The following is a 24,768-nucleotide window of genomic DNA, read 5'->3' as shown; positions in this document are numbered from 1 at the left end:
GCTCCCTGTGCTCGCTACGGGTGTGCGGGGAAGTCTCAGTGGGTGGCCGGTTGCCGGGCGGTCAGCCACTCGGAGATCTGCGGCCAGATCTCGCGCCGGGCCTTGGAGCCGGCCATCAGCCCGATGTGACCGCCCACCCCGTCCAGGTGCTGGATGTCGGTGCTGGACACGATGTCGAACAGCGGCATCGTGCCGTCGCGGGGGGCGATGTGGTCATAGCTGGCGGTGACCACCAACATCGGCGTGGTGATCCTGGACAGGTCGACCCGCTGGCCGCGCAGGCGGATCCGCCCCGAGATCAGTCGGTTGTCCTTGTACATCCAGGTGACCCACTGCTGGAACGCGCGGGCGGTGAAGTTGGGGTTGTCGGCGACCCACTTGGCCATCGACTGGTAGGCGGCGCGGCGAGCGGTGCCGTCCTGCACCTGCTGGTACAGGCGCAAGGGCGTGCCGATCAGGTTCGGCACGGGCTTGAGCAGCTTGTTGTACAGGTCCACCGCGGCGCCCGGCAGGTAGGGCATCGAGTCGGCCAGCTGGTCCACGTCGAATTCCTCGGGGCCGAGCCAGCGGGCGAAGGTGGTGTCCTCGGTGTCCAGCGGCATCGTGAGCGAGATGTAGTTGCGCACCGGTGCGTCGGGGGTGAGCGCGAGGTACATGGAGGTGATCACGGCCCCGATGCACCAACCGACCAGGGTGATCTCCTTGGCGCCGCTGTCGCGCAGCACCTCCCGGATCGCCCACGGCAGGTGGTCGCACACAAGGTCGTCGATCCCGATGTCCGAGTCCTCCTCCTGCGGATAGCCCCAGTCGACCAGGTAGACGTCGAAGCCCTCCCCGAGCAGGAACCCCACGAAGCTGTTCTCCGGGCTCAGGTCGAAGATGTCCGGCCGGTTGATCAGCGCGAAGGTGAGCAGGATCGGCACCGGGTGCTTGCGATTCCTGCTGCGGAAGCGAAACAGCGTGGTGCGGCGATAGGTCCAGATCTCGTCCTTACCGGTCACCCCGACCTTGGCGTCCTCGGTGGTGAGCAGGATGTTGTTGTACTCCAGAAGGGTCCTTGGCAGGTTCAGGGCCTCCTTGAGCAGCGACATCACTTCGGGGCTCGCTTGGCGGTGACTGCGGACTTGGCCGTCGTCGCCGCGGAGGAGGTGGTACGCCGGGCTGCGGCCTCTTCCAGTTCGGCGTTGCGGGCTCGGGAGTCGGCCAACTCGTCCTCGAGACGTTCGACGACCTGGAGCACCCGCTCGAGCTTCTCCTCGGTACGCGCCAGCTGGCGCCCCAGCGAGGCGACGTCGCGGCGTCCCGCCAGCCGGGAGTTGCGGATCGCCAGATCGAGCACCTCGTTGCTGATCCGGGTCAGGGCCACCAGGTTGCCGGTGGTCTGGGCGACCAGGGATCCGAAGGCGCGGGTGTTCACCACCTCTTCCAGCCCAGCCCCCTGGCCCTTGAGGAAATCGTCCAGCGCCTTACGCAACTGCTGGGAGACGGTCTCTTGCTCTGCCATGGTCGACCCTTCGTCGAGGACGTGATTGATGCTACTGGGCCGCTGCGCATCCGGAACAGGGGCCTGGGGAGTTGGAACACCCCCCGTGCTTCGACGGGGGGTGTGGCCGTGGCGTACGCCGAACCGTGGTTGCGGATCGGCGTACGCCACGGAACGGGTCACTTCATCAGGTCGCGGGCGGCCTTGGTGTAGGCGGAGGTGAGGTCCTCGACGAACTGGGTCTGCACCTTGGCCAGGTTGGACACCCACTCGATCTGGCTGGAGTCGGCCATCGAACGCTGGAACTCGAGCATCCGCTTCAGGGCGTGCTCGTAGGAGTCCAGCGCGTTGCGGCCCGACTCCTTGGACGACTCGATCAGCTGCTCGTTGAACTGACGGATCCGCTGGACGCTCTCCTCGGCGGCCGCGGTCGCCTCGGACATGTTCTTGGCGGCCTGGTCGCTGAACTGCTGCGCCTGCTTGGAGGCCTGCTCGGTGAACTGCTTGGCCTGGTCGTTGCTCTGCTGGGTGAACTGCTTGGCCTGGTCGGCGCTCTGCTCGGTCATCTTGTCTGCCTGGTCCATTGTCTGCTCCATGATCTGTCGGTTCTGCGGCGTCGGCTGCTCGGTCGACTTCTGGGCGTTTTCAGTTGTGGGTGATGCGGGGGTGGGAACCTTGGGGGCTGCTGAAGCCTTGGCGGTGGGCGATTTGGTGACGGGCGCCTTCGTGGCAGGGGCCTTCGTGACCGGCACCTTCTTGGCCGGGGCCTTCCTCGCCGGAGGCTGGCTCGGGCCGGTGCCGGGGGTCTCAGTGCTGGGCGGCTCGGACTCGGTCATCAATGAACTCCTTCTCGCCGGTTGGAGTTAGCAACGTTAGCAAAATGGGAGCAAACGGTTCGACGGTCGTGCTGTTGGGCGGGACGCCGCACTTCGTGTAGTGTTGCTGCGGCCCGCTCGGCGGGGCGTACAACACGATAACGGGCTGTAGCGCAGCTTGGTAGCGCACTTGACTGGGGGTCAAGGGGTTTACCCCTCCTGGTCGGCCCAAAAATTTAATAACGGGATGTGGCGCAGCTTGGTAGCGCACCTGACTGGGGGTCAGGGGGTCGCAGGTTCAAATCCTGTCATCCCGACAAAAAGCCCTGGTGAGAGGCAACTTTCACCAGGGCTTCGTCGTATCTGGACGTGGTCACTGGCTGGTCCAGCTGCGGAACACCGTCCGCCACCAGCCGGACAGAGCCCCGGGGAGTGGTGGGGTTTGGGTGACGGCGCGGCGTCCTGACTAGAGGGGCCACCGGCGAGATTCTCGATGTGTACCGCCCAAGCACGCATCTAAGGAGATCTCACCGATGGCCTTGTCCCAGTCTGCCTTGTCCGAACTGCAGGAGGTGTTCCGCTCCGGCGAGGGCACTGATTTCATTCGCGAGTGTGTCCGGGTCGCGATGCAGGAGCTGATCGACGCCGAAGCCACCGCGGCGATCGGCGCCGGCCGGTACGAACGCACCGAGTCCCGGGTGACCGAACGCAACGGGTCGCGCCCGCGGCTGTTGACCACTCACGCCGGCGACATCGAGCTCGCGGTGCCCAAGCTGCGGGCCGGGTCGTTCTTCCCGAGCATCCTGTCGCCGCGGCGCCGGATCGACCAAGCCCTGTATGCGGTCGTGATGGAGGCCTACGTGCATGGGGTATCGACCCTCAACGTCGACGACCTGGTGACCGCGTTGGGTGGGACCGGGATCTCCAAGTCCGAGGTGTCCCGGATCTGTGCCGGGCTGGACGAAGCGGTCGGCGCGTTCCGGACCCGACGCCTGGACCATGTCGAGTTCCCGTACGTGTACCTGGACGCGACCTACCTGCACGTGCGGACCGAGCACGGCATGGTCGTGTCCAAGGCGGTCGTGGTGGCCACTGGCGTCACCAGCCAGGGGCGCCGGGAGATCCTCGGGTTGGACGTCGGCGACAGCGAGGACGAGGTGTTCTGGCGCGCCTTCCTGACCGGGTTGAAGAAGCGGGGCCTGTCCGGGGTCCAGCTCGTCATCTCCGACCAGCACGCCGGCCTGGTCGCCGCGATCGGGCGAGCGATGCAGGGCAGTGCGCATCAACGCTGCCGCGTCCACTTCATCCGCAACGTCCTGGCGCACGTGGCCAAGGGCGAGGGCGAGATGGTCGCCGCCGTGTTCCGCACGATCTTCGCCCAACCCGACCTGGCCTCGATGGGCAAGCAGTGGGACAAAGTCCGCGACGAACTCGCCGCCCGCTACCCCAAGATCGGTGCCCTCATGGACGACGCGAAAGCCGAGGTCCTCGCCTTCGCGGTGTTCCCGCGCGAGCACTGGCGCAAGATCTGGTCCACCAACCCCCTCGAGCGCCTCAACAAGGAGATCAAACGCCGCGCCCGCGTCGTCGGGATCTTCCCCAACGAAGCCGCCGTCATCCGCCTCGTTGGAGCGGTCCTGGCCGACACCCACGACGAATGGGCCACCGACGAACGCCGCTACCTCTCCGAAGAATCCATGGCCAAGATCGGCAAGAGCGAGCAGACTGACACCGTCGCCCTCACCAAGGGCTGACCGGTCGGCATCGAGATGACCTCAAGCCCACCACTCCACGGGACTCTTACACCAGCCGGATCAAAGCCCAATCCTCCATAGAGATCACCCATCCAATCTGTCTGGGTGGCCTCGTTTTCGACCGTCGCTATGGCCTCGTTTTCAAGCGTCGTCGACAGGCCTTCCGGCTGTCTGGGGTTCGTCGTACAGTGGAAGACGAGGCGGCCTCTAAATATGCGCTGTCGCTCGTCGCGACAGTATGGCTCCACCGCTCGCGGGTGAGTCCTTCAAGGTTCTTGTCGCCGAGACCATGACAGGACTCGGCCATGCTCCGACTCATCTGGACCCTCAGCGTCCACACCCGCAACTTCCTGCGCCACTACATGCCCCCCCCAACCGGCTCCTCGACGCGATCCGCACCCGCCGCGGCCTCAAGTGGGGCATCCCAGCGATGCTCCTCGCGATCCCGTACCTTCTCGCCGCGGCCGTCTTCCTGGATCTCATCGAGGGAGGCGGGCCCGGATGGATGAACCTCCTGGTTCTCCTGTGCATCTGGAACTCGATGAAGCTGACCATCATGGGGCCCGTCAGCGTGTTTCTACTGCTGCGGGCGAGGGCGCGCGAGCATGTCGAGCGGCGTCGCGCCATCGACTTCGAGCAGCGGACTCCCGTACGAGAAGAGGTCGTGTAGTAGCGCTACGACCACAGGGGAGCGCAACCCTCGCCGTTACCAGCCTGATGGTGCAGGTTTCGGTGTCTCAGAAGGCCAACTGAGCAAAAGTGGGGTAACGGTTGTAGTGAGCGGTGAAGGCATCGAGCTGGTCGTCTTCCAGGTCGAATCCGGCGTCCTGGATGTCGCTACGCGTAATGGACTTGGTGGTTGGTAGCAGGGCGCGGATGGCTCCGACCTCGCGTGTCGTCAAAGGTGGTGTAGTTATCGCCGCCCCAACGATGCCCGGCCAACTTGGGTCGCTGATGATCCTGCGGACATCATCCGACGTCTCCGGGCTCGGAAGATGGAGGCCAACCGTCACCATAGGTGCCCCGTCGCGATAACGCATACGGAAAGCTGGCACGGCGGGTGAGCGCCCTGCGCTAATTGAGATGCTGCGAAGGCGGCGTTCCAGCGAGTCGGCTAGGACTTGCGATAGACCGTCCTCATCGCGAACATCGTCGTTCTGCAAGCCGTCGGGAGCCGCGAAGCCGAACAATTCCTGGATGCGTTGTACTCGTTGGTTCGGCTTCCCGTAAGGGCTAGGGGTAGCACTGAACGTCGTGACAACCGTCGACTCGTCGGGCATGTACCTGATGAGATCGTCGAGCTGTTCAATCCGATCCTCGTCCAGAGCCTTGTCGTAGTCCAACCAGGCGATCCACGGCTGCCCGGCCAGGTCATCGCGGTCGCGGAGTTCCGGCAGGACATCGTTCGAGTCGCCCTGAATGACATCGATAGTTTTGTAAGGTTTGTTGAATTCCGCGCGCTTTGCAGTGACCTCGTCCAGCTCTATGGAGATCATTCGATCGATGCCCAGGTGGCGGTGAGCCAGATGAAAGTCCGTAAACCACACTGATCCGAAACCGATGTACACCAAGGGGTTATGTGGGTGAACGCCGACATAGAGAGCTCGGAGGCCGTCGAAGACAATGCTTCGCTCTATCGCCTTGTTCTGTCGGATGCTGTAGTCGATGCGGGTCGTGGAGCTCATTCGTCATCGTCCACGTGATCGTTGTATGTGTACTCGAACGACGCAAGTCCAACGTCTCGGTAGCTCATGCCCGCGTCTCCGAGCGCTTCAGCCAGTGACTTCATCTTGGCAAGTGGAACCGAATAGTTGATGTTCGCAACCCGTGTTCTTTTGGTTGTGATCTTCGGGAGCACGACGGAAGCGTTCTCGGCGACACTTGACGCCTCGATGGGCTTTGCAGACTCCTCGAACTTCTTCGCGCGCTCTATCGCTGTCTTCCGTGCGTTCGTGTAGTCGATCCAGGATCGGGTTGGCTTCATCATCTGGTTGACGGTGCGTTGGTACACGGCTGAGGAGACGTCGACGTTGCGTTTCGTGGTGGTCATGGGAAGGAGGGAGGGATCTGCGGCGGAGAAGAGGACGATCCCGATGAATCCGGAGTATTGGCCGTGCCACTGAGGGAATCCCTTAACGCCCCAGCCCGTGGATGTAGTACGGTCGGCCGCAAGAACGACTCGTCCATTGCAGACCACATACCACCCTGAATCCCGGTCTTGGCGCGACCCATCGGGCTCATTGTCGTCCGGAGGCGCAGCGTGCATCCCCGCAATGATCTCGATGGTAACTTGGCCGTCTTCGATCGTTTCTCGAAGCGGAGTGAAGTCTTCGCTCGCAAGCAGGCTTATCGGACGGTATCCAACCTCGTTTCCGTTTACCGTGATCGTGAGCCCTTGCATGAGTGGAATCATGTAATCTCGTCGCAATATGTCGCTTCTGAGCGTTTGCTCATAAGCAGGGTCGGCGAATCTGCGCTTCGATTCTTCGTTCAGGTCGGTAACATCGATCACTACGCCGGGGCTCGAAAGCGGCTCCGCTGGGACGATATCGAAATCCCACGGTGTCGTCGTATCAGCAAGCCATTCTTTCACCATGATAGGCACCGCGAATGAATCTGACGATGACCGATCCGAATGTGTGGTTGTAATCGTGATATCGTTTCCGATCTTGAAGATCGCACGTTTCATCCCGATGCCGTAGACGCCAACCGAGTAGTCGGGCGAAGATGGATCGCTGTCGGGGTCTTCATCCTCGCCTTGGCCGCCCTCTAGCTCAGCAGAAGATGACTCGTCGGTGCCGTCTTTCCGGCCGAACGTAAATGCATAGTCCGCCGCGTTATCGAGAGATATGCCGCCACAGTTGTCTGATATGCGAAAGCTAGTCTCATCGAATTCGATGTCGATGCGGTATTCCTTGAGAAGTTCGCTCGGAGTGAATGCGGTGGGGCGAACTCCTGCGTGCTGCCAGGCGCTATCGATGCTGTTGTCGATCAGGTCAAGGATGCAGTCATCGAGCGAGATGTCGCGGGTTAGCATCCTGACGAAGAACGCCTTGGTTGGGCTGGCGTCCGCAGAGGAGCGCGCAAGCTGGTGGGAGGGCATCGTCGACTCCGTCGGTTGATCGGACCTTGTGACACCGATTATCCCATGTGACCCCCTCCTGTACAGCAGACTTGGTCAGCCGCTCTGCGGTCGATGCTGTGGTGTGTCGCGGTCTCTGCGTCGTACGTCCCGGCTAGACTCGTCTTGACAACGGCCGAGTGAGGCCCCGGCTAACGTGAGGCGCACCCCGCAGTGACACTTGGACTCCGCAGGCGACCAGTCGCCGTCGACCTGTACGCAGGCGCTGGTGGCTTGTCGTTCGGCGCTGAGCGAGCGGGTTTTGACGTGATTGCAGCTGCCGAGTTCGACCCGGTGCATGCATTAGTTCACCGGTATAACATGCCGAATACTCCGGTTCTGTGCCGCGATCTGCGTGAGGGGTCTCCGGAGCAAGTCGCTAATGAGATCGTCGCTCTGGCCAGAGTTGGCCTGGTGCAACATGGCCGTGCCGACGAAGAGTTGTCGATCGACGCGATTATTGGCGGCCCCCCCTGCCAAGGATTCTCCGTCGGGGGCGTCAGGGACCTGACCGATGAGCGAAATAATCAGTTGCTCCGGTTCGTCGATCTAGTTGTGGCGATGCAACCTAGAGTGTTCTGCCTCGAAAATGTAGCGGGCCTACTCGAGCCGCGGTTCAAGGAGCTCCGTGAAGAGGCGGTGCGCCGCTTGACGATCGACGGTGGCTACGTTCTGAACGAATTTGAGAACGTCGTAAATGCGGCCGATTACGGTGTTCCACAGAGCCGGCGTCGGGTAATCATGATGGGGTCTCGCGAAGGTTCTGCACCAACTCTTGAAGCACCCCATGTTGAACGAGTTACCGTCGCAGACGCATTCGCCGGTTTGCCGGAACTGGCCAAGTATCGACGGCTGCTGGCGAGTGACGAAGTGCAACTTGATGAGGAAGATTTGGCGGGCCTACTCGATGCGGAGTCCCTGTACGCGAAAGGTCTGGTCGGCGTCACAGTAGATCCCATCGACATGAGCGTGCCGCGACGATACGACCCAGGCGTACTCACGGGTTCGTTGCGGACCGTGCACACGCAGAAGACAGTGCAACGATTCGCGCGCACTCCTCAGGGCGAGGCCGAAAAGGTTAGTAGGCTGTTCCGCCTTAGCCCCAGTGGCCAAGCACGGACCTTGCGCGCGGGAACCGGAACCGATAGAGGATCTCACACTTCGCCGAGACCAATCCACCCGGCCAAGAACCGCGTAATTACGGTCCGAGAAGCCGCCCGCCTTCACGGATATCCTGATTGGTTTCGATTCAACACGACGAACTGGCATGGGCACCGCCAGGTAGGGAACAGCGTGCCGCCACCACTCGCAGCGGCCGCGGGACGTGCTCTGATTGCCGCCCTGGGAGTAGAGGGTCTGGTTCGTCCGACGGATAGCCTCGCCCTCGGCGACCCGGCGTGGCTCTCCTGCAACGTGACCCAAGCAAGGGCGGAGCTACGCAGCCAATCCGACGAGTGGGAGCAGTGCGCGATCTCGGCTCCACACTCAGAACCCGCGAGGGTCTAGACCCAGTATGCAGGGGTCGCGACGCGAGTCCTGGGCTAGCAGCCCCCGTGCTCGCAAAGTGAGGCAGGGCAACAAGTCGCGCGACACAGCTCCCGAGATGGCCGTAAGACGGTTGCTGCACGCCGCAGGCCTGCGGTACAGGGTCTCAGTCCGCCCGGAACAGAGCCTTCGCCGCACGGCAGACATCGTCTTCACAAGGTCGAAAGTTGCCGTCTTCATCGATGGCTGCTACAGGCACGGCTGCCCTCAGCACTGTCACCTGACGTCCTCGAACTACGACTATTGGACAACCAAGATCAAAGACAACAAGGCGCGGGATGCCAGTACGAGTAGCATCCTTCGGCTAGCCGGGTGGACCGTCCTCCGGTACTGGGAACACGAGCCAGCCCAGGAAGTGGCGGCTAGCGTTATCGATGTCGTCAGGCTCAGGGCAGGGCAACCATGAGGCAGCGGGTGCCGTTTACCGACGACAGGCTGTTTGACTACTGCTACACCTGCGGTGGCACCATCACGCCTAGGACAAGGACCATCGAACATGTGCCAGCGCGGGCATTTCTAGACCGGCCCCTCCCGGACAATCTCGCCACCGTTTACTCATGCTTTTCGTGTAACAACGGCACTTCGGCGGATGAGCGATTCATTGTGTGCCTGCTGGAGGCTGTGTGCGCGGGAAGCGCTGATCCCGCGTTGTTCGAGCGGCCCCGAGTGCGTCGGTCCGTGGAAGCGACGGAGGCGATCGCACGACAACTCGATTCGACCCTCTCATCGGGACAGGCGTGGGATCACGGCGACAACGGCGATCGCCTGCGAGCAGTGATTCTGAAGCTGGCACGCGGACATGCCATGTACGATCTCGGCGACCCTCGCTATGACAGTCCCAGCTCCGTCAGGTGGTTTCGACTAGACCAAGCATCGCCGGATGAAGTCATCGATTTCGAACAATGGATGCCAGCGAACGATCAGACGCTGCTGCTTCCTGAAGTCGGGTCACGAGCGCTACTGCGTTGGTTCGACAGCGCCGAAGAAGAGAAGGTCTGGTTCACCGTACAGCAGGACCGCTACCGCTACTCGTACCGGGTCGATAGAGCCTTACGGATTCGCCTGGTGCTGCGCGGGTTCTTGGCCTGCGAAGTGTGTTGGTCAGACTGATCGCGCTGTCGTGCTGCGCCGACACCGTAGGCAGGCATCGAAGTGGACCAATCAGGTGACCAACAGCCTGCAAACCCTGCAAAACGTGACGCGCAGAGCACGCTCCTGAAACACAAAACCCCAGGTCAGGTGGGTTATGAGCCGTGCTCCTGCCACCTGGGGGTCAAGGGGTCGCAGGTTCAAATCCTGTCAGCCCGACGTTTTGAAGTCCCGAGGCATCGTCCAGATGCCTCGGGACTTCGCTCGTTTCCGGGGTCGGCCACTCAGCGGCCTGAGCTCCACTCGGCGGCCCACCAGTGAGCCGCCGAGTGACGTTCGCGCCACGGAGTGGGAACGAGGCCGGGGGGCGTGAGGAACGAATGGGTGACAACTGATCGTTAGTGCCGGGAGGCGCTGGCGGGGAGGATGTCATCATGCCCGGTCCCTATCCCAGAGAATTCCGCGAGGACGTCGTCGCGGTCGCTCGTCGCCGCGAGAGCGGCGTCACCATCAAACAGATCGCCACCGACTTCGGGATCAGCGAAGCGACGCTGCAGAACTGGCTCCGCCAGGCCGATGTCGAAGACGGGAACCGTCCCGGTCAGACCGCCGCGGATGCGGCCGAGGCTCGCGAGCTGAAGAAGCGGATCCGGTTGCTCGAGCAGGAGAACGAAGTCCTCCGTCGTGCAGCGGCGTATCTGTCGCAGGCGAACTTGCGCCTCGGCGGCTCCCCAAAATGACGTACCCGCTCGTATCTGAGCTCGCCGAGGACGGCATCCCCGTCACGGTGTCGTGTCGGGTCCTCAAGCTCGCCCGCCAGGCCTACTACCGGTGGCGCAACAACCCTGTCCGCGACGCGGACGTGCTCCGGGCATATCGGATCAACGCACTGCATGACGCGCACCACGACGACCCGACGTTCGGGTATCGATACCTCGCCGACGAAGCCCGCCGAGCGGGGTGGCGGATGAGCCGGCGGACGGCGTGGAAGCTGTGCTCGCAGGCCGGGATCCTCTCGTCCGCGCAACGCCGGCGCCGCGGGAAGGGGAAGAAGGCCGGCCCGCCGGTGTTCGACGATCACGTGCAACGGGTGTTCCGCGCCGATGCCCCGAACCGGCTCTGGCTCACGGATATCACGGAGCATTGGACGAGCGAAGGCAAGCTGTACTGCTGCGCGATCAAGGACGTGTTCTCCAACCGAATCGTCGGCTACTCGATCTCGGACCGGATGACCGCGAAACTCGCCGTCGACGCCGTCCGAAACGCCGTCGCGCGCCGCGGTGAGGTCGCCGGCTGCATCCTGCATGCCGATAGGGGCAGCCAGTTTCGGAGCCGGGCGATGGCCCCGCGAGCTGCGCCGTCACGACATGGTCGGATCGATGGGCCGCGTCGGCGCCGCCGGGGACAACGCGGCGATGGAGAGCTTCTGGTCGCTTCTTCAAACGAACGTGCTCAACCAGCAGCGCTGGGACACACAGCAGGAGCTGCGACTCGCGATCGTCGTCTGGATCGAGCGGAAGTACCACCGGCAACGAGCCCAGGACACCCTCGGCGGCTTGACGCCCATCGAGTTCGAAGCCAAGCTAGCCGAGCCGCTCACGCTCGCGGCCTAAACCGAACCTGTCACCAGTTCGTTCCTCACGCCCGGGGAAGTCACCCTCCGCTGGTGTCGTCCGGGGTCTGGGTGGATTCCCGCCGGGTTTCCTCGGGGTGCTGCGTACGCTGCTCGGACTCCTCGAGGATCGCGTCGGCCTGGGCCTCGGGATCGGAACTGCCGGCCGCCTCCTCCTCGGGCAGCAACTCATCGCGGGTGTCCAGCTCGGGCTCATCGGGTGTTCGTGTCATCCGACGAGCCTACGGTGGGGCGATTCCCGGCTCGGCCGGACCTCGGGGCCTGTTTCGACCCGGGCCTGCCCCTGATCATCGTCCGGGCGTTTCCTGATCCTTGCCCGAACCTGCCAAAATGGCACCCATGCCCACCGCCCGGCGTACCACCGCCGCCGAAGTCTTCGCGCGAACGACCGCGCGAATGCACCGGTGGCTACCGCGGTGGCTGAGCTGGATCCCGGCCACCGGGCTCGGATTCTGCATCCTCGGGCTGACCACCTTCCTGTTCGACATCCTGCTGCTGAGCATCTTCAAGAGCTGGTTCCACATCCCGTACCCGATCGCGGTGACCCTGGGTTACCTGCTGGCCAGCATCCTCAACTTCTTCCTCAACAAATGGCTCAACTTCCGCAGCCACGGTCACATCGCCGCACAGTCGGGCAAACAGCTCGTGGTGATCATCAGCAACTACGTGATCTGGATCCTCGGGTTCTCCTGGCTGCTGGAGCATCTCGGCGTGCAGTACCAGGTGGCGCGGGTGGTCGCGGCCTGTGTCGAGGGCGTCTACATCTACCTGCTGATGAACCTGTGGGTGTTCCCGGAGAACGTCAGCGAGCAGTTCCGCACGGTGTGGGCCAAGCTCCGCGGCCGGCGTACCGACGATCAGGGACGCAACGAGGGCGGCGAGCCCGCTTCGGCCCGCCGCTGACTCGCCGCGTCGTCGGTCAGTCGGAGAGGGCGTCCAGCAGTGCCTTGTTGAAGGCGGGGATGTCGCCGGGGTTGCGGCTGGTGATCAGGTTCTGGTCCACCACAACCTCCTCGTCCACCCAGTCGGCGCCGGCGTTGCGCAGGTCGGTCTGCAGGCTCGGCCACGACGTCAGCTTCCGGCCCCGCACCACGTCGGCCTCGACCAGCGTCCACGGCGCGTGACAGATCGCCGCGACCGGTTTGCCCGAACCGATGAACTCGGCGATCAGCGCGACGGCCTGCTCATCCGTCCGCAACGCGTCGGGGTTGGCGACTCCGCCGGGCAGCACCAGTGCGTCGAAGTCGTCCACCGACACCTCGGAGACGGTCCGGTCGACCGGGTAGGTGTTCGCCTTGTCGAGGTGGTTGAACGCCTGCACCTCGCCGGAGTCGGTGCTCACCAGCACCGTCTCGTGACCGGCCTCGTCCACGGCTCGGCGGGGGTCGACCAGCTCCTTCTCCTCGATCCCCTCGGGGGCTACCAGGAATGCAATTCGCTTCTGTTGTCTCGGCATGTCGCTCAGTCTAGTTGGTAACGATTGGGTCACTCGGCGGCGCCGCCCGGGCCCTGGTTCTACCTTCATCCCATGCCCTCACGACACCGCCGGCTGTTGGCCGGATCAGCGCTGATGCTGGCGGGACTGGCCACCGGCTGCGGCCCCACCGCACCCACCTCCGCACCGGCTCCGGTCGCGGCGCCGATCGCCAACGCCACCCAGCCCGCCGCCGTCGCGCCGACGAGCACGGCCCCGATCCCCCCGCCACCAGCGGCGACCACCCAGGCCGCTCCGCCAACCTCCACCCGGCCGACCCCCACGCGGACGACGGCTTCTCCCACGCGGACGACGCCGGCGCCTTCGCGGACCCCCGCCCCGTCGGCCACCGCGACCAGATCCACCCCGTCGAAGGCTCCCAGCACTGAATCGGAGCCGCAGGCGGTCACCGGCGGCGCGAAGGTCTACAAGAACTGCGAGGATCTGCGCAAGGACTACCCGCACGGGGTCGCGCGCAGGGGCGGCGTGGACCTGACGAGTGGGAAGCCCAAGAAGGTGCAGCCCGCGTTCGTGGTGAACGACGACGTCTACAACGTCAATCCCGCGCGGGACGCCGACGGTGACGGCGTGGCCTGCGAGCAGAACTGACCCAGGGGCAACCCGATCAGGGGCGTTCCCAGGCGGCGATCGGTCCCGGCACGACCAGGAACAGCGGATGCGGTTCGAGGGCCCGTGATTCGTTCGCTCGCACGGTTTCCGGGGATCGTACGCCGAGCTTGGCGTGCAGGTGCTCGGCCTCGAAGGCGAGCTGGCCGGCGGTGACCTCAAGGGTGTTGGCCACCGGCCCGGGGCGGTCGATTCGGCTCCGGTCGAACCGGTAGCCGCGACGGTCCGCCTCGTCGGCGAGCCCGGTCAGATAGACGCCGATCGCCGCCACCGGATCGTCGGTGGCGCGAAACCGGATCAGCTGGGGGTGGTTGCGATAACCGCGGGTCCGCCCGGCCAGAACCGCCTGCGCCAGCAGGGTTTCCCGCCAGCAGGCGATCAGGCCGGCGCGATCGAGCAGGCCGGGGTGCAGGGACCAGACGCGCATCAGGCACCGAGCACGTCGGCGAGGTCGAACTTCACCGGCTGCTCCAGCTGGTCGAACGTGCACGACTTCGGATCGCGGTCCGGCCGCCAGCGCACGAACTGGGCGGTGTGCCGGAAGCGTTTCCCTTCCAGATAGTCGTATTTCGCCTCCACCACCAGCTCGGGTCGCAGCGGGGTGAAGGACAGGTCCTTGCCGTTGTTCCAGCGCGACCCCTCACCGGAGCGCGGCGTACGCGTCGCCATCTCGGCCGCCCACGCCCACGGGTGGTCGCTGAAATCGCACACCAGGGGCTGCAGCTCGGCGTACAACTCCTTGCGTCGTGCGGCCGGGAAGGAGCCGATCACCCCCAGCGAGTGCAGGTTGCCGTCTTCGTCGTAGACCCCGAGCAGCAGCGAGCCGATCCCTTCCGGATCGTTCTTGTGGGTGCGATAGCCGGCGACCACGCAGTCCGCGGTGCGCACGTGCTTGATCTTGGCCATCACCCGCTTGTCCGGCTGGTACGCCTGCTCCGGGTCCTTGGCGATCACCCCGTCCAACCCCGCCCCCTCGAACGTGTCGAACCAGCGCTGGCCCTCGTCCAGATCGGTGGTCAACGGTGTCAGGTGCAGCGGCGGGCGCAGGTCGGCGAACAGCTCGGCCAGCAGCTTGCGGCGTACCCGGAACGGTTCCGCGGACAGGTCGCGATCGCCCAACGCCAGCAGGTCGAACGCGACGAAGCTGGCCGGGGTTTCCTGTGACAGCTTGGTGATCCGGCTGACCGCAGGGTGGATCCGCTGCTGCAGCACCTCGAACTCAAGCCGGCCGGCGGACGGGTCGACCACGACGATCTCGCCGTCCAGCACACACGGCACGGCCAGCTGCTCGGTCAGCGTGGCAACCAGTTCGGGAAAATAGCGGGTCAACGGCTTCTCGTTGCGGCTGCCCAGCACGACCTCGCCACCGTCGACGAACACGATCGAGCGGAACCCGTCCCACTTCGGCTCATACCACCGGTCGGCGGGGATGTTCGGCACCGACTTCGCCAGCATCGGCTTCACCGGCGGTTGCAGCGGCAGCACCATGATTCTCCTTCGCGCGAGGACGGTCTGGCCTGCGATCATCGAACCATGACCAACCGAATCTTCGCGGCAATCTTCCCCCCGCCGCACGTCGTTGACCGATTGGAGGAATACATCGCACCCCGCCGGGAGGTGGACACCCGCCTGGCCTGGGTGTTCCCCGAACAGTGGCACCTGACCACGCTGTTCGTCGACGACTGCCCCGAGCGCAGCGTCGAGCCGCTGCTGGAACGACTGACCGAGGTGGCGGGTCGCGTCAATCCGTTCCGGGTACGCCTCGGCGGCGCCGGCTGCTTCCCGGACCCGTTCGCGGTGCGGGTGCTCTATCTCGACGTCGCCCAGGGCCGCGAGGAGCTCGCCGTGCTGAGCCGCAACGGCCGCGCCGCGGCCAGTCTGGTCGGGGCGGAGCCGGACGGGACCCGGTTCACGCCACACCTGACCCTGGCCCGGGCCCGCCGACGGTTCGAGGCGACGAAATGGCTGCGGGTGATCGAATCGTTCGGTTCCTTCGAGTTCACCGCCGAGGAGCTCGTGGTGGTGCAGAGTCACCTGCGCCAAGGGGCGTCGGGACGGTCGCGCTATGAGGTGCTCGGGCGGTTGGCGCTGGGTGGGGGTGCGGGGGTTTCCCCTCGACACGCGGACCATTGCTCCGCCTGGTCAGCCATTCGGGGAACGTAGGAGATGGACAGGCCCTGGAGGGCGGTCGAGCACGGGTAGGGTTTTGCCATGTCTGAGACCGAGAATGCCGCGTATCGGCCGGAGACGTTGATGGTCCACGCCGGGCAGGAGGAGGCCGACAGCGCCACCAATGCCCGGGCCGTGCCGATCTACCAGACCACGTCGTACGTGTTCGATGACACCGAGCACGCCGCCGACCTGTTCGCGCTGAAGACGCCGGGCAACATCTACACCCGGATCATGAACCCGACCACCTCGGTGTTCGAGGAGCGGATCACCGCCCTGGAAGGGGGAGTGGGAGCGCTGGCCACGGCCTCCGGTGCGGCGGCGGTCACCTACGCGGTGCTCAACCTCTGCTATGCCGGGGACAACATCGTCGCCGTCTCCACCCTCTATGGCGGCACCTTCGCGCTGTTCGCGCACACCCTGCCGCAGTATGGCATCGAGGTCCGCTTCGTCGACCCCGAGAAGCCCGAGGAGCTCGCCGCCCAGGTCGATGAGAAGACCCGGCTCGTGTTCGGGGAGACCCTCGGCAACCCGAAGGTGAACGTGCTCGACCTCGACGCCTGGGCCGCCGCCGCCCACGCCCAGGGGCTGCCGTTCATCGTGGACAACACCGCGACCACCCCGCACCTGTGCCGGGTGTTCGAGCACGGCGTTGACATCGCCGTGCACGCCGCCACCAAGTACATCGGCGGGCACGGCACCTCGATGGGCGGGGTGATCGTCGACTCCGGCCGGTTCGACTGGGCGGCGCACAGCGACCGTTTCCCCGGCCTCACCGGACCCGACGGCGCCTACCACGGCGTGGTGTGGACCGACGCGGTCGGCGAGGCGGCGTACATCATCCGCGCGCGTACCGTGCTGCTGCGCAACACCGGGGCCACCCTTGCCCCTCTCAACTCGTGGCTGTTCCTGCAGGGGTTGGAATCGCTGCACGTGCGGATGGAGCGGCACAGCGAGAACGCGCTCGCCGTGGCGAAGCATCTGAAGGACCACCCGGAGGTGGCGTGGGTGAACTATCCGGGCCTGTCGGACAGCCCCTACAAGGAGGTCGCCGACCGGATGTTCACCGGCCACGGCTATTCCGGGCTGATCTCGTTCGGGCTGCGCGCCGGGCGGGCCGCCGGGTCGAGGTTCGTCGAGGCATTGGAGCTGTTCTCCCACCTGGCCAACATCGGTGACGCCAAGTCGCTGGCCATCCACAACGCGTCCACCACGCACTCCCAGCTCACCGAGACCGAGCTGGAGGCGGCCGGCGTACCGGCGGACATGGTGCGGCTGTCGATCGGCATCGAGCACGTTGACGACCTGATCGCCGACCTCGACCAGGCCCTGGCCAAGGCGACCGGTGGCACCGACTGATCCGCTGAATGCTGGTGGTGTCGGGCAGGTGCGCACCGAACGGGTACGCCTGTTCGACGCCGACAACCCGCTGCGGTTGAGCAGCGGCGCCACCCTCGCCGAGGTCGACATCGCCTACGAGACCTACGGCACCCTGAACGCCGACGCCAGCAACGCCGTGTTCATCTGCCACGCCCTGACCGGGGACGCCCACGCCGCCGGGGTGCATGAGGGGGCCACCAAACCGGGCTGGTGGGACAACCTGATCGGCCCCGGCCGGCCCGTCGACACCGACCACTTCTTCGTGATCTGCCCCAACCTGCTCGGCGGTTGCCAGGGCAGCACGGGGCCGGCCTCGGTGAACCCCGAGACCGGCCGGGCATACGGGTTGGACTTCCCGCTGCTGCAGATGAGCGACTTCGTGGCCGTGCACCGCGCCCTGCTGACCCACCTCGGGGTGCAGACGCTGACCGCCGTGGTCGGCGGATCGCTGGGTGGGATGCAGGTGCTGCAGTGGGCGCTGGCACACCCCGAGCAGGTGCGCAACGCGGTGATCATCGCGGCCTCCAGCCGGCTGTCGGCGCAGAACATCGCCTTCTCGGCGGTGGCGCGCGAGGCGATCATGCGGGACACCGGCTTCCGCGCCGGTCACTACCTGGACGAGGGGACCCTGCCCGAGGTGGGGTTGTCCATCGCGCGGATGATGGCGCACATCACCTACCTGTCCGAGGAGGCGATGGCGGAGAAGTTCGGCCGCCGCTTCCAGGACTCGACCACCCCACGGCACGGATTCGGGGTGGACTTCGAGGTGGAGAGCTACCTCAACCACCAGGGGGAGACCTTCCTGAACCGGTTCGACGCGCTCAGCTACCTCTACCTGACCCGGGTGATGGACTATTTCGACCCGTTCTCCGAATATGCCGAACTGGGCCACGTGCGCGCCGCCGGCACCCGGTTCTGCGTGTTGTCGTTCGACTCCGACTGGCGCTTCGACACCACCCACTCCCGGCGGATCGCCACCCGGTTGGAACAGTCCGGCTGTGCCACCACGTTCCGCGAGATCAGCTCACCGTGGGGCCACGACTCCTTCCTGCTCGAGATTCCCGCCTACCACGCCACCGTGCGCGCCTTCCTCGAACGGGCCCGCGAGGAGGCGCTGCGATGAGTCCCGGGCTGCGCGCCGACCTGGCGCTGGTGGCGGATCTGATCCCGGCCGGCTCGCGGGTGCTGGACCTCGGCTGCGGCCAGGGCGATCTGCTGCGGCACCTGATGGACCACAAGAGGTGCACCGGGACCGGGGTGGACAGCGACGACGAGCAGGTGCTGCGGGCGATCCGCCGCGGCGTGCCGGTGATCGAGCTGGACATCGACACCGACATGGGCCAGTTTGCCGACGGGACCTATGACACCGTCGTGCTCTCCCGCACGATCCAGGCGGTACGCCACCCCGGCCGACTGCTGCCGCAGATGGGGCGGATCGGTCAGCGGTGCATCGTGTCGGTGCCCAACTTCGGCTGGTGGCGCAACCGCGTGTCGGTGCTGCGCGGTCGGATGCCGATCTCGAAGGACCTGCCCTACACCTGGTACGACAGCCCGAACGTGCGCTACACCACGCTGGCCGACCTGGAGGACTTCTTCGCCGACGTCGGATTCGCTGTGGAGCAACGGATTCCGCTCGGTGATGATCAACGGCCGGTCCGCTTTCCGCGGACGGCGAACCTGTTGGCCGGCTCCGCGGTGTACGTGCTCACCCGCCCGCGCCCCGACCAACGATCCTGAGCGGTCGCTCAAAATGGGTGGGTGAGCGCCATGGACCGACCGACCCCGACGGCCGGCTCCGCCGCGGTCCAGCGCCCCGAGCGGCGTCTGAACACCTTCCTGGTCGCGATGGCGGTGATGTGGGGGGCGTACGCCGCCATGCTGGTGATCCTCGGCGGCGGTTTCTGGTGGACCGCCTTCTTCCTCGCCGGCGCCAGCGGCGCCCTGGCCAAGTATTGCGGCCTCACCGACGGCGAGGACGAAGACGAGGACGAGGGTGAAAGCCGCAAGAAGAAGCGGCGCGATCGGCGCGAACTGGAGGACGGTGAGGGCCGGGACGAGCGGGCCTGAGCCCACCCACCCCGAACCCCACCGCTCAGCGCACCAGCTGCACGCGGGTGGGCACGTGCGGCTGGTACCGCAGGACCAGACCGGCCTCCTTCGGGGTCCGGTTGGCCTTGTTGAGGTTGCACGGGCTGCACGCCGCGACCGTGTTCAACCACGAGTTCGGCCCGCCCCGGGACTGGGGCACCAGGTGGTCGACGGTGTCGGCGTACCCGCCGCAGTAGGCGCAGCTGTGCCGGTCCCGCTTGAGCACGCCGCGCTTGGTCCACCCCGGCGGGCGGGCGTACAGGAAGGCGGTCTTCACGTAACGCACCAGGCGGAGCACCAGCGGCCAGGGGTAGGGGCCGATCAGGTGGCCCTCCCGGGCCTCCTCGACGATCGCCACCTCACGCACCAGCATGCCGATCGCGTGCTTCACCGACACGGTGTGCAAGGCCGTGTTGTCGGCGTTCAGGACCAGTACTCCGCTCATGGTTCCTCCTCCCGTAGCGGCTCGAACTTCAGCAAATCCTGTGGACAAACAAAAACCGTCCCACGCACACGCAGGACGGTTGACACAGGCCGGGCCGGGAGAACCCGCGGCTCAGCCTGGACAGCCGTCGATGGTGCGGCGACGCAGACAGGGACGAGCGAGCACGCCCGTCTCGTGCGGCCACTCATGGCTGATGGTCACGATCATCGTTTGCTCCTCCTTCCCGGTCGTTGTCGGTCGCGGACCAGTGTCCCGCGGCGCGGGTGGTGGTCCGGGAACAGAATAGTTGCGGGTCGTCAAACTGTCAGCAACATTTTCGGGTCAACGGCCGAGCGCGGCCAGCACCCGTTCGGCGCTGGAGCCCAGCGCGAGCCGTTCGGTCAGCTCGGCGAACCGTTCCGGGTCGGCCGGTCGGGTGGGCAGCTGCAGGTCGGGCAGCCGTACGCCGAGGTCGAGATCCCGGCGTACCCGCACCACCTCGCCCGCCACCGCCAGGTAGTCCGCCGCCTGGTCGAACCGCTTGCGCTGGGTCCCGGTCATCGCGCTGTCCGGGTCGAGCGCCGCCTCGATCATCGACTCCAGGTCGCCGAACGCGTTGACCAGGCCGGCCGCGGTCTTCTCGCCGATGCCCGGCACTCCGGGGATCCCGTCGGAGGTGTCCCCGCGCAGGGCGGCGAAGTCGGCATAGTGCCGCGCGGAGATCCCGTACTTCTGCTGCACCCAGGCGTTGTCGACCAGCTGCAGGTTGGACATGCCGCGGGCGGTGTAGAGGATGCGTGCGCCCTGCGCGTCGTCGACCAGCTGGAACAGATCCCGGTCGCCGGTGACCACGTCGCACGGCACCTCGGTCTGGGCGGCCAGCGAAGCGATCACGTCATCGGCCTCGAAACCGTCGGCACCGACGATCGCGACGCCCAGCGCGGTCAGCGTGTCCACGATCCACGGCACCTGGTGGCTCAGCCCGTCGGGGGACTCCTCGGCCACCCCCGAGTCGGCGCCGACCCCGCCGGCGCCGATCACGGAGGGTTCGGCTCGCTCCGCTCGCTCGGCCAGCGGAGCAGGTTCAGCCACGCGGTGGGTCTTGTAGCTGGCCAGCAGGTCGACCCGCCACTGCGGCCGCCAGTCGTTGTCCCAGCAGGCGGCCAGGTGACTGGGGGAGTGATCGGTCACCAGCCGCGCGATGAAGTCGAGCAACCCGCGCACCGCGTTCACCGGCCGACCGTCGGGGGTGCGGATGCTGTCCGGCAACCCATGGAAGGCACGGAAATAGAGGCTGGCGGTGTCCAGCAGCATCAGCCGAACGGGCGCGGAGGATGACATGGGCCCCATCGTGGCACGCTCGGACGCGGACTGTCTCGGCGCAGTGGAAACCCCTGACCGGTTGGTCCGCCGGTGGCAGGATGGGCCCATGGAGGAGATGGACCGAAAGATCTTGTCCCTGCTGGCTCGCGACGGACGAATCTCCTATACCGACATCGGTCGGGAGACCGGACTGTCGACCTCGGCGGCCCAGCAACGGGTCCGCCGGCTCGAGCAGCGCGGGGTGATCACCGGCTATACCGCGCAGGTCGACCCGGTCGCCCTGGGTCACCTGATCACCGCGTTCATCGCGTTGCGCCCGCTCGACATCGCGGAGGCGGACAGCATCCCCGAGCGGCTCAAGCCGCTGCCGGAGGTGGTGTCCTGCTATACCGTCGCCGGCGAGGCCAGCCATTTGATCATGGTGCACTGCAACACCCCGGCCGAGCTGGAGCGGCTCCTCTCTGGAATCCGTACCACGGCACGGGTTTCCACCCACACCACCTTGGTGCTGTCGATACCCTTCCACGAGCGGCCCAACCTCTGAGGCCGTGTGGGGAGGGCCAGTGACCATCGAGGGTTTTCATTCTCACCTCGGGCACCAGGCGGCCGGCCGTCCGGTCGACGCCGTGGTGCTGACCGGTGCCGCCCTGGTGACCCGTCCCGGACTGGACGCCCTGGCCGTCGACAACGGCCGTATCGCCTGGTTCGGCCGCTCGGAGGACGCGCCACGTCTCGGCCTGCCGATCCACCGGCTCGACCAGTCCGCCGACGAGCGGCTGCTGCTCGCGCCCGCCTTCGTCGACGCCCACGCCCACGTGCTGCTGACCGGCCGCGGCCTGGCCGGGCTGGAGCTCGGCCGACTCGGCTCGGCGACCGAACTGCTCGGCGCGGTGTCGACCGCCGCCGCCCGGCACCCGGGTGCGCTGGTGCACGGGCAGGGGTGGGACCACACCGACTGGCCCGAGGGGCGGCCCGCCACGATGGCCGAGCTCGACCGGGCCGCCGCCGGGGCTCCGGTGTTCCTGACCCGGGTGGAGATGCACTCCGCCCTGGTGTCCTCCGCGCTGGTGGACCGGGTGCCAGGGGTCCGGGCGGCCGACGGGTTCACCGCGGACGGGTGGATCACCCGCGACGCGTTCGCGCTCGCCTCCCGCGCCATCGCCGGCATGTTCACCTCAGACCAGCGACGAGCCCAGGTACGCCTGGCGCTCGGCCAGGCGGTCACCCACGGCATCGGCACCGTCCAGGAGATGTCGGCGCCGCACATCAACACCGTCGAGGAACTCGCGCTCACCCGGCAGGAGGCCGCCGCGATGGGCGTACGCCTGCCCGCCTGGTGGGGGGAGCTGGCCACCGCCGAACTGCTCGGCTGGGCCACCGCCGAGGGGTTGGCCGGGCTGGGCGGCGACCTGAACTGCGACGGGGCGATCGGCTCCCGGACGGCCTGTGTCGGCGGTGGCTATCACGACCACCAGTCCGGCGGCTTTCTCTATCTGGATGAGGAAACCGCGGCCCGCCACGTGGTGGACTGCACCGTGGCCGGGCTGCAGGCGGGCTTCCACTGCATCGGCGACGAGGGGGTCGGGACCGCGGCCCGGGCGATCGCCCGCGCGTCCGCCGAGCTGGGCCCGGATCGGGTCCGCGCGGCCCGGCACCGGCTCGAGCACGCCGAGATGACCGACGACCGGGCGATCGAGCTGATGGCGCGGCATGGGGTGGTGGCCAGCATGCAGCCGATGTTCGAGGCGCTGTGGGGCGGCCCCGGCGGGTTGTACGAGCAGCGGCTCGGAGTCGACCGCCCGGCGATGAACCGGTTCGGCAGCCTGCACCGCGCCGGCGTGGGTCTGGCGTTCGGCTCCGATTCACCGGTCACCCCGTTCTCCGGGTGGGAGGTGATCCGCGGGGCCGTGCAGCACTGGCGGCCCGCGGAACGACTGGACCCGGCCACGGCCTTCGCCGCCACCACTTCCGGCGGTCACGCGTCGGTCGGCGACACCGACCGTGGGGTGCTGCGCGAGGGCGCGCCGGCCGACCTGGCGCTCTGGTCGGTGCCCGAACTCGTCGACGGCTGGCCCGACCTGGCGGCGTACGCCCCGCTGCCGAGCTGCCTGGCCACCCTGGTGGATGGGGTCGCTGTGTTCGACGAGCGCGGGCTGTTCGGGCGGGCCGCGGCGTGATCCGGCTGCCGCGCGGCGTACGGGCGCTGGCGCTGCTGCTCGCCGGAGCGCTGACCGGACTCTCCTTCGAACCCACCGGCCTCTGGCCGCTGCAACTGCTCGGGGTCGCGTCGCTGGTGCTGCTGCTGGAGCGGCCCCCGACCGGTGCGACGGGTCCGGGACAGGGGTATCGCGGGCGCGGCTTCGGCGCCGGCTATCTGTTCGGGATCGGCCTGGGTGTGGTGTCGCTGAACTGGCTGCGGGTGCTGGTCCCCGGGGTCGGCCCGCTGCTGGCGGCCGCGCTGATCGCGTTCGAGGCGCTGTTCTTCGGGCTGCTCGGGGTGGCGCTGGTGCTGGTCCGCCGGTTGCCCGGCTGGCCGGTGTGGATGGCGTTGTGCTGGGGGCTGTGCGAGTGGGTCTACGGCCGGTTCCCGTTCGGGGGGTTTGGCTGGATCCGCCTGGCGTACGCCCACCCGGACTCCCCGCTGTCCGGGCTGTTCCCGTTCCTGGGCGTGTCCGGGGTGTCGGTGCTCGCGGCCGGCGTCGGTACCGGGCTGGCGTGGTGGCTGCTTCGCCCGCGTCGGGTACGCCGGGGGCTGGCCCTGCTGGCCGTCGTCGCGGTGCTGACCGGGCTGGGACTCGCCGGCCGGGCGTACCAGGTGGAACCTGCGGCCGGAAAAGGCACGATCACCGTCGGCATGGTGCAGGGCAACGTGGACGGGGTCGGAATCGGGGGCATGGGACGGGCGCGTTCGGTCACCAACAACCACCTCAGCGAGACGGTGAACCTGATGGCGCGGGCACGCGCCGGGGTGCAGCCGATGCCCGACTTCATCCTGTGGCCCGAGAACTCGACCGACATCGACCCGACCCTCGACGTGCAGACCCGCCAGGTGGTGGCCGCCGCGTCGCGGATCAGTGACCGGCCGATCCTGGTGGGCGCGGTGATGGAGGGGCCCGGAGTGGACGAGCGGCAGACCTCGGGGCTGTGGTGGAACCCCGACCAGTCGATCACCGCCCGCTATGACAAGCGCAACCTGGTGCCGTTCGGGGAGTACGTGCCCTTCCGCGACGAGCTGCTGCCGCTGATCCCGCTGCTGGAACTGGTTGGAGCCCAGTCGGTGGCCGGCACCGTGCCCGGGGTGCTCGAGGGGCGCCTGGTCGACGGGAGCACGGTGCGGGTCGGAGACGTGATCTGCTTCGAGCTGGCGTACGACCGCACGGTGCGCGAGGCGGTGAATGGGTCGGAGGTGCTGGTGGTGCAGTCGAACAACGCGACCTACCGGCGTACCGCGCAGATCCACCAGCAGTTCGCGATCACCCGGATCCGGGCCATGGAGTCCCGGCGCGAGATCGTCGTTGCCACCACCAACTCGGTCTCGGGGCTGGTCGACCGGGACGGTCGGGTGGTGCAGCAGACCGCCGAGATGACGTCGGCCTCCAGCGCGTACGCCGTGCCCAGGCGCGAGGCGTTGACCCCCGCCGTGCGCTGGGGCGGTGTCGTGGACGGGGTGGTCGGTGTGGCGGCCGGGCTGGCGCTGCTGGCCGCAGTGGTGCTGACCCTGCGCCGGCGGGCGGCGCCCGGTGGCCGCGCCGCGGGGCCGGAATCGGAGCAACCGACCAGCGGAAACGCGGCACGCGGGCGGGGCAGCGACGCACCGTTGGCCCGGTAGGCCAAAATGGATCG

Annotated in this window: 26 protein-coding genes, 2 tRNA genes and 1 pseudogene; 18 read left to right on the top strand and 11 right to left on the bottom strand. The window is 66.8% G+C overall.

From position 1 onward, the window contains the following. Nucleotides 1-35: 35 nt before the first annotated feature. From CGZ93_RS07550 to CGZ93_RS18355, 3 genes are all read right to left on the bottom strand, one after another. Nucleotides 36-1,091 carry an alpha/beta fold hydrolase gene (locus CGZ93_RS07550; protein WP_094363539.1) on the bottom strand — a complete coding sequence of 352 codons (1,056 nt, stop codon included), beginning with the start codon at nt 1,089-1,091 and terminating at the stop codon, nt 36-38. Continuing rightward, nucleotides 1,091-1,504 carry a hypothetical protein gene (locus CGZ93_RS07545; RefSeq protein ID WP_094363538.1) on the bottom strand — a complete coding sequence of 138 codons (414 nt, stop codon included), beginning with the start codon at nt 1,502-1,504 and terminating at the stop codon, nt 1,091-1,093. Before CGZ93_RS07545 ends, CGZ93_RS07550 begins: the two co-directional genes overlap by 1 nt. Nucleotides 1,505-1,662: 158 nt before the next feature. Next, on the bottom strand, nt 1,663-2,319 hold the full coding sequence (locus CGZ93_RS18355; protein ID WP_141211129.1) for a hypothetical protein: 657 nt from the start codon (nt 2,317-2,319) through the stop codon (nt 1,663-1,665). 141 nt (nt 2,320-2,460) lie between these two features. On the opposite strand from CGZ93_RS18355, the gene CGZ93_RS18845 reads away from it, so the two are divergent. The 4 genes from CGZ93_RS18845 (at nt 2,461) to CGZ93_RS07520 (ending at nt 4,722) form a co-directional block, all read left to right on the top strand. Further along, nucleotides 2,461-2,530: transfer RNA gene (locus tag CGZ93_RS18845), tRNA-Pro, on the top strand. Between the two features lie 11 nt (nt 2,531-2,541). After that, nucleotides 2,542-2,615 (top strand) — tRNA-Pro (locus CGZ93_RS07530). 216 nt (nt 2,616-2,831) lie between these two features. Next, nucleotides 2,832-4,052 (top strand): IS256 family transposase, encoded by a 1,221-nt coding sequence (locus tag CGZ93_RS07525; protein ID WP_094363535.1) that lies wholly within the window; start codon nt 2,832-2,834, stop codon nt 4,050-4,052. A gap of 430 nt (nt 4,053-4,482) precedes the next feature. Then, complete coding sequence (locus CGZ93_RS07520; RefSeq protein ID WP_229117279.1) at nt 4,483-4,722, top strand: hypothetical protein; 240 nt, start codon at nt 4,483-4,485, stop codon at nt 4,720-4,722. Nucleotides 4,723-4,789: 67 nt separating this feature from the next. Here CGZ93_RS07520 and CGZ93_RS07515 read toward each other — a convergent pair whose 3' ends face one another. Then, nucleotides 4,790-5,737: an O-methyltransferase gene (locus tag CGZ93_RS07515; protein WP_094363534.1), complete on the bottom strand. Its 948-nt coding sequence runs from the start codon at nt 5,735-5,737 to the stop codon at nt 4,790-4,792. Continuing rightward, entirely contained in the window at nt 5,734-7,155 is a 1,422-nt protein-coding gene (locus CGZ93_RS07510; protein WP_094363533.1) for an ATP-binding protein, read from the bottom strand. Before CGZ93_RS07510 ends, CGZ93_RS07515 begins: the two co-directional genes overlap by 4 nt. A 192-nt stretch (nt 7,156-7,347) precedes the next feature. Here CGZ93_RS07510 and CGZ93_RS07505 point away from each other — a divergent pair, with 192 nt between their 5' ends. From CGZ93_RS07505 to CGZ93_RS07495, 4 genes and pseudogenes are all read left to right on the top strand, one after another. After that, on the top strand, nt 7,348-8,679 hold the full coding sequence (locus tag CGZ93_RS07505) for a DNA cytosine methyltransferase (protein ID WP_094363532.1): 1,332 nt from the start codon (nt 7,348-7,350) through the stop codon (nt 8,677-8,679). A 7-nt stretch (nt 8,680-8,686) separates the two neighbouring features. Then, the gene (locus tag CGZ93_RS07500; RefSeq protein ID WP_094363531.1) at nt 8,687-9,124 is read left to right on the top strand and encodes a very short patch repair endonuclease; all 438 of its coding nucleotides are present in this window, start codon (nt 8,687-8,689) and stop codon (nt 9,122-9,124) included. 272 nt (nt 9,125-9,396) lie between these two features. Beyond that, the gene (locus CGZ93_RS18350) at nt 9,397-9,828 is read left to right on the top strand and encodes a hypothetical protein (RefSeq protein WP_141211128.1); all 432 of its coding nucleotides are present in this window, start codon (nt 9,397-9,399) and stop codon (nt 9,826-9,828) included. Nucleotides 9,829-10,241: 413 nt separating this feature from the next. Next, nucleotides 10,242-11,420 (top strand): annotated as a pseudogene (locus CGZ93_RS07495) (IS3 family transposase). Nucleotides 11,421-11,460: 40 nt separating this feature from the next. Here CGZ93_RS07495 and CGZ93_RS07490 read toward each other — a convergent pair. Beyond that, a complete protein-coding gene (locus CGZ93_RS07490; protein WP_094363530.1) occupies nt 11,461-11,652 on the bottom strand; it encodes a hypothetical protein in 192 nt (63 codons plus the stop codon). Between the two features lie 118 nt (nt 11,653-11,770). Here CGZ93_RS07490 and CGZ93_RS07485 point away from each other — a divergent pair, with 118 nt between their 5' ends. Beyond that, the gene (locus CGZ93_RS07485) at nt 11,771-12,343 is read left to right on the top strand and encodes a GtrA family protein (RefSeq protein WP_229117277.1); all 573 of its coding nucleotides are present in this window, start codon (nt 11,771-11,773) and stop codon (nt 12,341-12,343) included. A gap of 16 nt (nt 12,344-12,359) precedes the next feature. Here CGZ93_RS07485 and CGZ93_RS07480 read toward each other — a convergent pair whose 3' ends face one another. After that, a complete protein-coding gene (locus tag CGZ93_RS07480; RefSeq protein ID WP_094363529.1) occupies nt 12,360-12,896 on the bottom strand; it encodes a type 1 glutamine amidotransferase domain-containing protein in 537 nt (178 codons plus the stop codon). Between the two features lie 72 nt (nt 12,897-12,968). On the opposite strand from CGZ93_RS07480, the gene CGZ93_RS07475 reads away from it, so the two are divergent. After that, a complete protein-coding gene (locus CGZ93_RS07475; protein WP_141211127.1) occupies nt 12,969-13,523 on the top strand; it encodes an excalibur calcium-binding domain-containing protein in 555 nt (184 codons plus the stop codon). Nucleotides 13,524-13,539: 16 nt separating this feature from the next. Here the strand turns inward: CGZ93_RS07475 and CGZ93_RS07470 are convergent, their stop codons facing one another. Next, a complete protein-coding gene (locus tag CGZ93_RS07470) occupies nt 13,540-13,968 on the bottom strand; it encodes a pyrimidine dimer DNA glycosylase/endonuclease V (protein WP_094363527.1) in 429 nt (142 codons plus the stop codon). After that, nucleotides 13,968-15,029, bottom strand: a complete 1,062-nt coding sequence (locus tag CGZ93_RS07465) for an ATP-dependent DNA ligase (RefSeq protein ID WP_094363526.1) — start codon at nt 15,027-15,029, stop codon at nt 13,968-13,970. Before CGZ93_RS07465 ends, CGZ93_RS07470 begins: the two co-directional genes overlap by 1 nt. 45 nt (nt 15,030-15,074) lie before the next feature. Between CGZ93_RS07465 and thpR the strand changes: the two genes are divergently transcribed. From thpR to CGZ93_RS07440, 5 genes are read left to right on the top strand one after another with little or no spacing between them, the layout of a single operon-like run. After that, nucleotides 15,075-15,704 (top strand): RNA 2',3'-cyclic phosphodiesterase, encoded by a 630-nt coding sequence (gene thpR, locus CGZ93_RS07460; protein WP_094363525.1) that lies wholly within the window; start codon nt 15,075-15,077, stop codon nt 15,702-15,704. 48 nt (nt 15,705-15,752) lie between these two features. Then, complete coding sequence (locus CGZ93_RS07455) at nt 15,753-17,069, top strand: O-acetylhomoserine aminocarboxypropyltransferase/cysteine synthase family protein (protein WP_094363524.1); 1,317 nt, start codon at nt 15,753-15,755, stop codon at nt 17,067-17,069. After that, the gene (metX, locus tag CGZ93_RS07450) at nt 17,056-18,213 is read left to right on the top strand and encodes a homoserine O-acetyltransferase MetX (RefSeq protein ID WP_094363523.1); all 1,158 of its coding nucleotides are present in this window, start codon (nt 17,056-17,058) and stop codon (nt 18,211-18,213) included. Before CGZ93_RS07455 ends, metX begins: the two co-directional genes overlap by 14 nt. After that, the gene (gene metW / locus CGZ93_RS07445) at nt 18,210-18,827 is read left to right on the top strand and encodes a methionine biosynthesis protein MetW (RefSeq protein WP_094363522.1); all 618 of its coding nucleotides are present in this window, start codon (nt 18,210-18,212) and stop codon (nt 18,825-18,827) included. Before metX ends, metW begins: the two co-directional genes overlap by 4 nt. 21 nt (nt 18,828-18,848) lie before the next feature. After that, nucleotides 18,849-19,157 carry a hypothetical protein gene (locus CGZ93_RS07440; RefSeq protein WP_141211126.1) on the top strand — a complete coding sequence of 103 codons (309 nt, stop codon included), beginning with the start codon at nt 18,849-18,851 and terminating at the stop codon, nt 19,155-19,157. Between the two features lie 25 nt (nt 19,158-19,182). Here CGZ93_RS07440 and CGZ93_RS07435 read toward each other — a convergent pair whose 3' ends face one another. Beyond that, nucleotides 19,183-19,623, bottom strand: a complete 441-nt coding sequence (locus tag CGZ93_RS07435; protein WP_094363520.1) for an HNH endonuclease — start codon at nt 19,621-19,623, stop codon at nt 19,183-19,185. Between the two features lie 321 nt (nt 19,624-19,944). Beyond that, entirely contained in the window at nt 19,945-20,943 is a 999-nt protein-coding gene (locus CGZ93_RS07430) for a 5'-3' exonuclease (RefSeq protein WP_229117276.1), read from the bottom strand. Nucleotides 20,944-21,031: 88 nt separating this feature from the next. On the opposite strand from CGZ93_RS07430, the gene CGZ93_RS07425 reads away from it, so the two are divergent. Genes CGZ93_RS07425 through lnt form a run of 3 tightly spaced genes read left to right on the top strand, consistent with a single transcriptional unit; the run spans nt 21,032 to nt 24,754 of the window. Further along, nucleotides 21,032-21,469: an Lrp/AsnC family transcriptional regulator gene (locus tag CGZ93_RS07425; RefSeq protein WP_094363519.1), complete on the top strand. Its 438-nt coding sequence runs from the start codon at nt 21,032-21,034 to the stop codon at nt 21,467-21,469. Between the two features lie 19 nt (nt 21,470-21,488). Then, on the top strand, nt 21,489-23,102 hold the full coding sequence (locus CGZ93_RS07420; protein WP_176451669.1) for an amidohydrolase: 1,614 nt from the start codon (nt 21,489-21,491) through the stop codon (nt 23,100-23,102). Then, a complete protein-coding gene (gene lnt / locus CGZ93_RS07415; protein WP_176451668.1) occupies nt 23,099-24,754 on the top strand; it encodes an apolipoprotein N-acyltransferase in 1,656 nt (551 codons plus the stop codon). The genes CGZ93_RS07420 and lnt overlap by 4 nt, the downstream gene beginning before the upstream one ends. Nucleotides 24,755-24,768 lie beyond the last annotated feature (14 nt).

Source organism: Enemella dayhoffiae, assembly GCF_002250625.1.
GTDB classification, from domain to species: domain Bacteria; phylum Actinomycetota; class Actinomycetes; order Propionibacteriales; family Propionibacteriaceae; genus Enemella; species Enemella dayhoffiae.
Note: the sequence above shows the minus strand (reverse complement) of the source record. Positions and strands in the feature narration are given on the sequence as shown.

What these genes read in the sequence shown, in the direction of transcription:
- CGZ93_RS07550 (WP_094363539.1), bottom strand. Translation starts at nt 1,091, where the DNA reads ATGTCGCTGCTCAAGGAGGCCCTGAACCTGCCAAGGACCCTTCTGGAG.
- CGZ93_RS07545 (WP_094363538.1), bottom strand. Translation starts at nt 1,504, where the DNA reads ATGGCAGAGCAAGAGACCGTCTCCCAGCAGTTGCGTAAGGCGCTGGAC.
- CGZ93_RS18355 (WP_141211129.1), bottom strand. Translation starts at nt 2,319, where the DNA reads ATGACCGAGTCCGAGCCGCCCAGCACTGAGACCCCCGGCACCGGCCCG.
- CGZ93_RS07525 (WP_094363535.1), top strand. Translation starts at nt 2,832, where the DNA reads ATGGCCTTGTCCCAGTCTGCCTTGTCCGAACTGCAGGAGGTGTTCCGC.
- CGZ93_RS07520 (WP_229117279.1), top strand. Translation starts at nt 4,483, where the DNA reads ATGCTCCTCGCGATCCCGTACCTTCTCGCCGCGGCCGTCTTCCTGGAT.
- CGZ93_RS07515 (WP_094363534.1), bottom strand. Translation starts at nt 5,737, where the DNA reads ATGAGCTCCACGACCCGCATCGACTACAGCATCCGACAGAACAAGGCG.
- CGZ93_RS07510 (WP_094363533.1), bottom strand. Translation starts at nt 7,155, where the DNA reads ATGCCCTCCCACCAGCTTGCGCGCTCCTCTGCGGACGCCAGCCCAACC.
- CGZ93_RS07500 (WP_094363531.1), top strand. Translation starts at nt 8,687, where the DNA reads ATGCAGGGGTCGCGACGCGAGTCCTGGGCTAGCAGCCCCCGTGCTCGC.
- CGZ93_RS07490 (WP_094363530.1), bottom strand. Translation starts at nt 11,652, where the DNA reads ATGACACGAACACCCGATGAGCCCGAGCTGGACACCCGCGATGAGTTG.
- CGZ93_RS07485 (WP_229117277.1), top strand. Translation starts at nt 11,771, where the DNA reads ATGGCACCCATGCCCACCGCCCGGCGTACCACCGCCGCCGAAGTCTTC.
- CGZ93_RS07480 (WP_094363529.1), bottom strand. Translation starts at nt 12,896, where the DNA reads ATGCCGAGACAACAGAAGCGAATTGCATTCCTGGTAGCCCCCGAGGGG.
- CGZ93_RS07475 (WP_141211127.1), top strand. Translation starts at nt 12,969, where the DNA reads ATGCCCTCACGACACCGCCGGCTGTTGGCCGGATCAGCGCTGATGCTG.
- CGZ93_RS07470 (WP_094363527.1), bottom strand. Translation starts at nt 13,968, where the DNA reads ATGCGCGTCTGGTCCCTGCACCCCGGCCTGCTCGATCGCGCCGGCCTG.
- CGZ93_RS07465 (WP_094363526.1), bottom strand. Translation starts at nt 15,029, where the DNA reads ATGGTGCTGCCGCTGCAACCGCCGGTGAAGCCGATGCTGGCGAAGTCG.
- thpR (WP_094363525.1), top strand. Translation starts at nt 15,075, where the DNA reads ATGACCAACCGAATCTTCGCGGCAATCTTCCCCCCGCCGCACGTCGTT.
- CGZ93_RS07455 (WP_094363524.1), top strand. Translation starts at nt 15,753, where the DNA reads ATGTCTGAGACCGAGAATGCCGCGTATCGGCCGGAGACGTTGATGGTC.
- metW (WP_094363522.1), top strand. Translation starts at nt 18,210, where the DNA reads ATGAGTCCCGGGCTGCGCGCCGACCTGGCGCTGGTGGCGGATCTGATC.
- CGZ93_RS07435 (WP_094363520.1), bottom strand. Translation starts at nt 19,623, where the DNA reads ATGAGCGGAGTACTGGTCCTGAACGCCGACAACACGGCCTTGCACACC.
- CGZ93_RS07430 (WP_229117276.1), bottom strand. Translation starts at nt 20,943, where the DNA reads ATGTCATCCTCCGCGCCCGTTCGGCTGATGCTGCTGGACACCGCCAGC.
- CGZ93_RS07425 (WP_094363519.1), top strand. Translation starts at nt 21,032, where the DNA reads ATGGAGGAGATGGACCGAAAGATCTTGTCCCTGCTGGCTCGCGACGGA.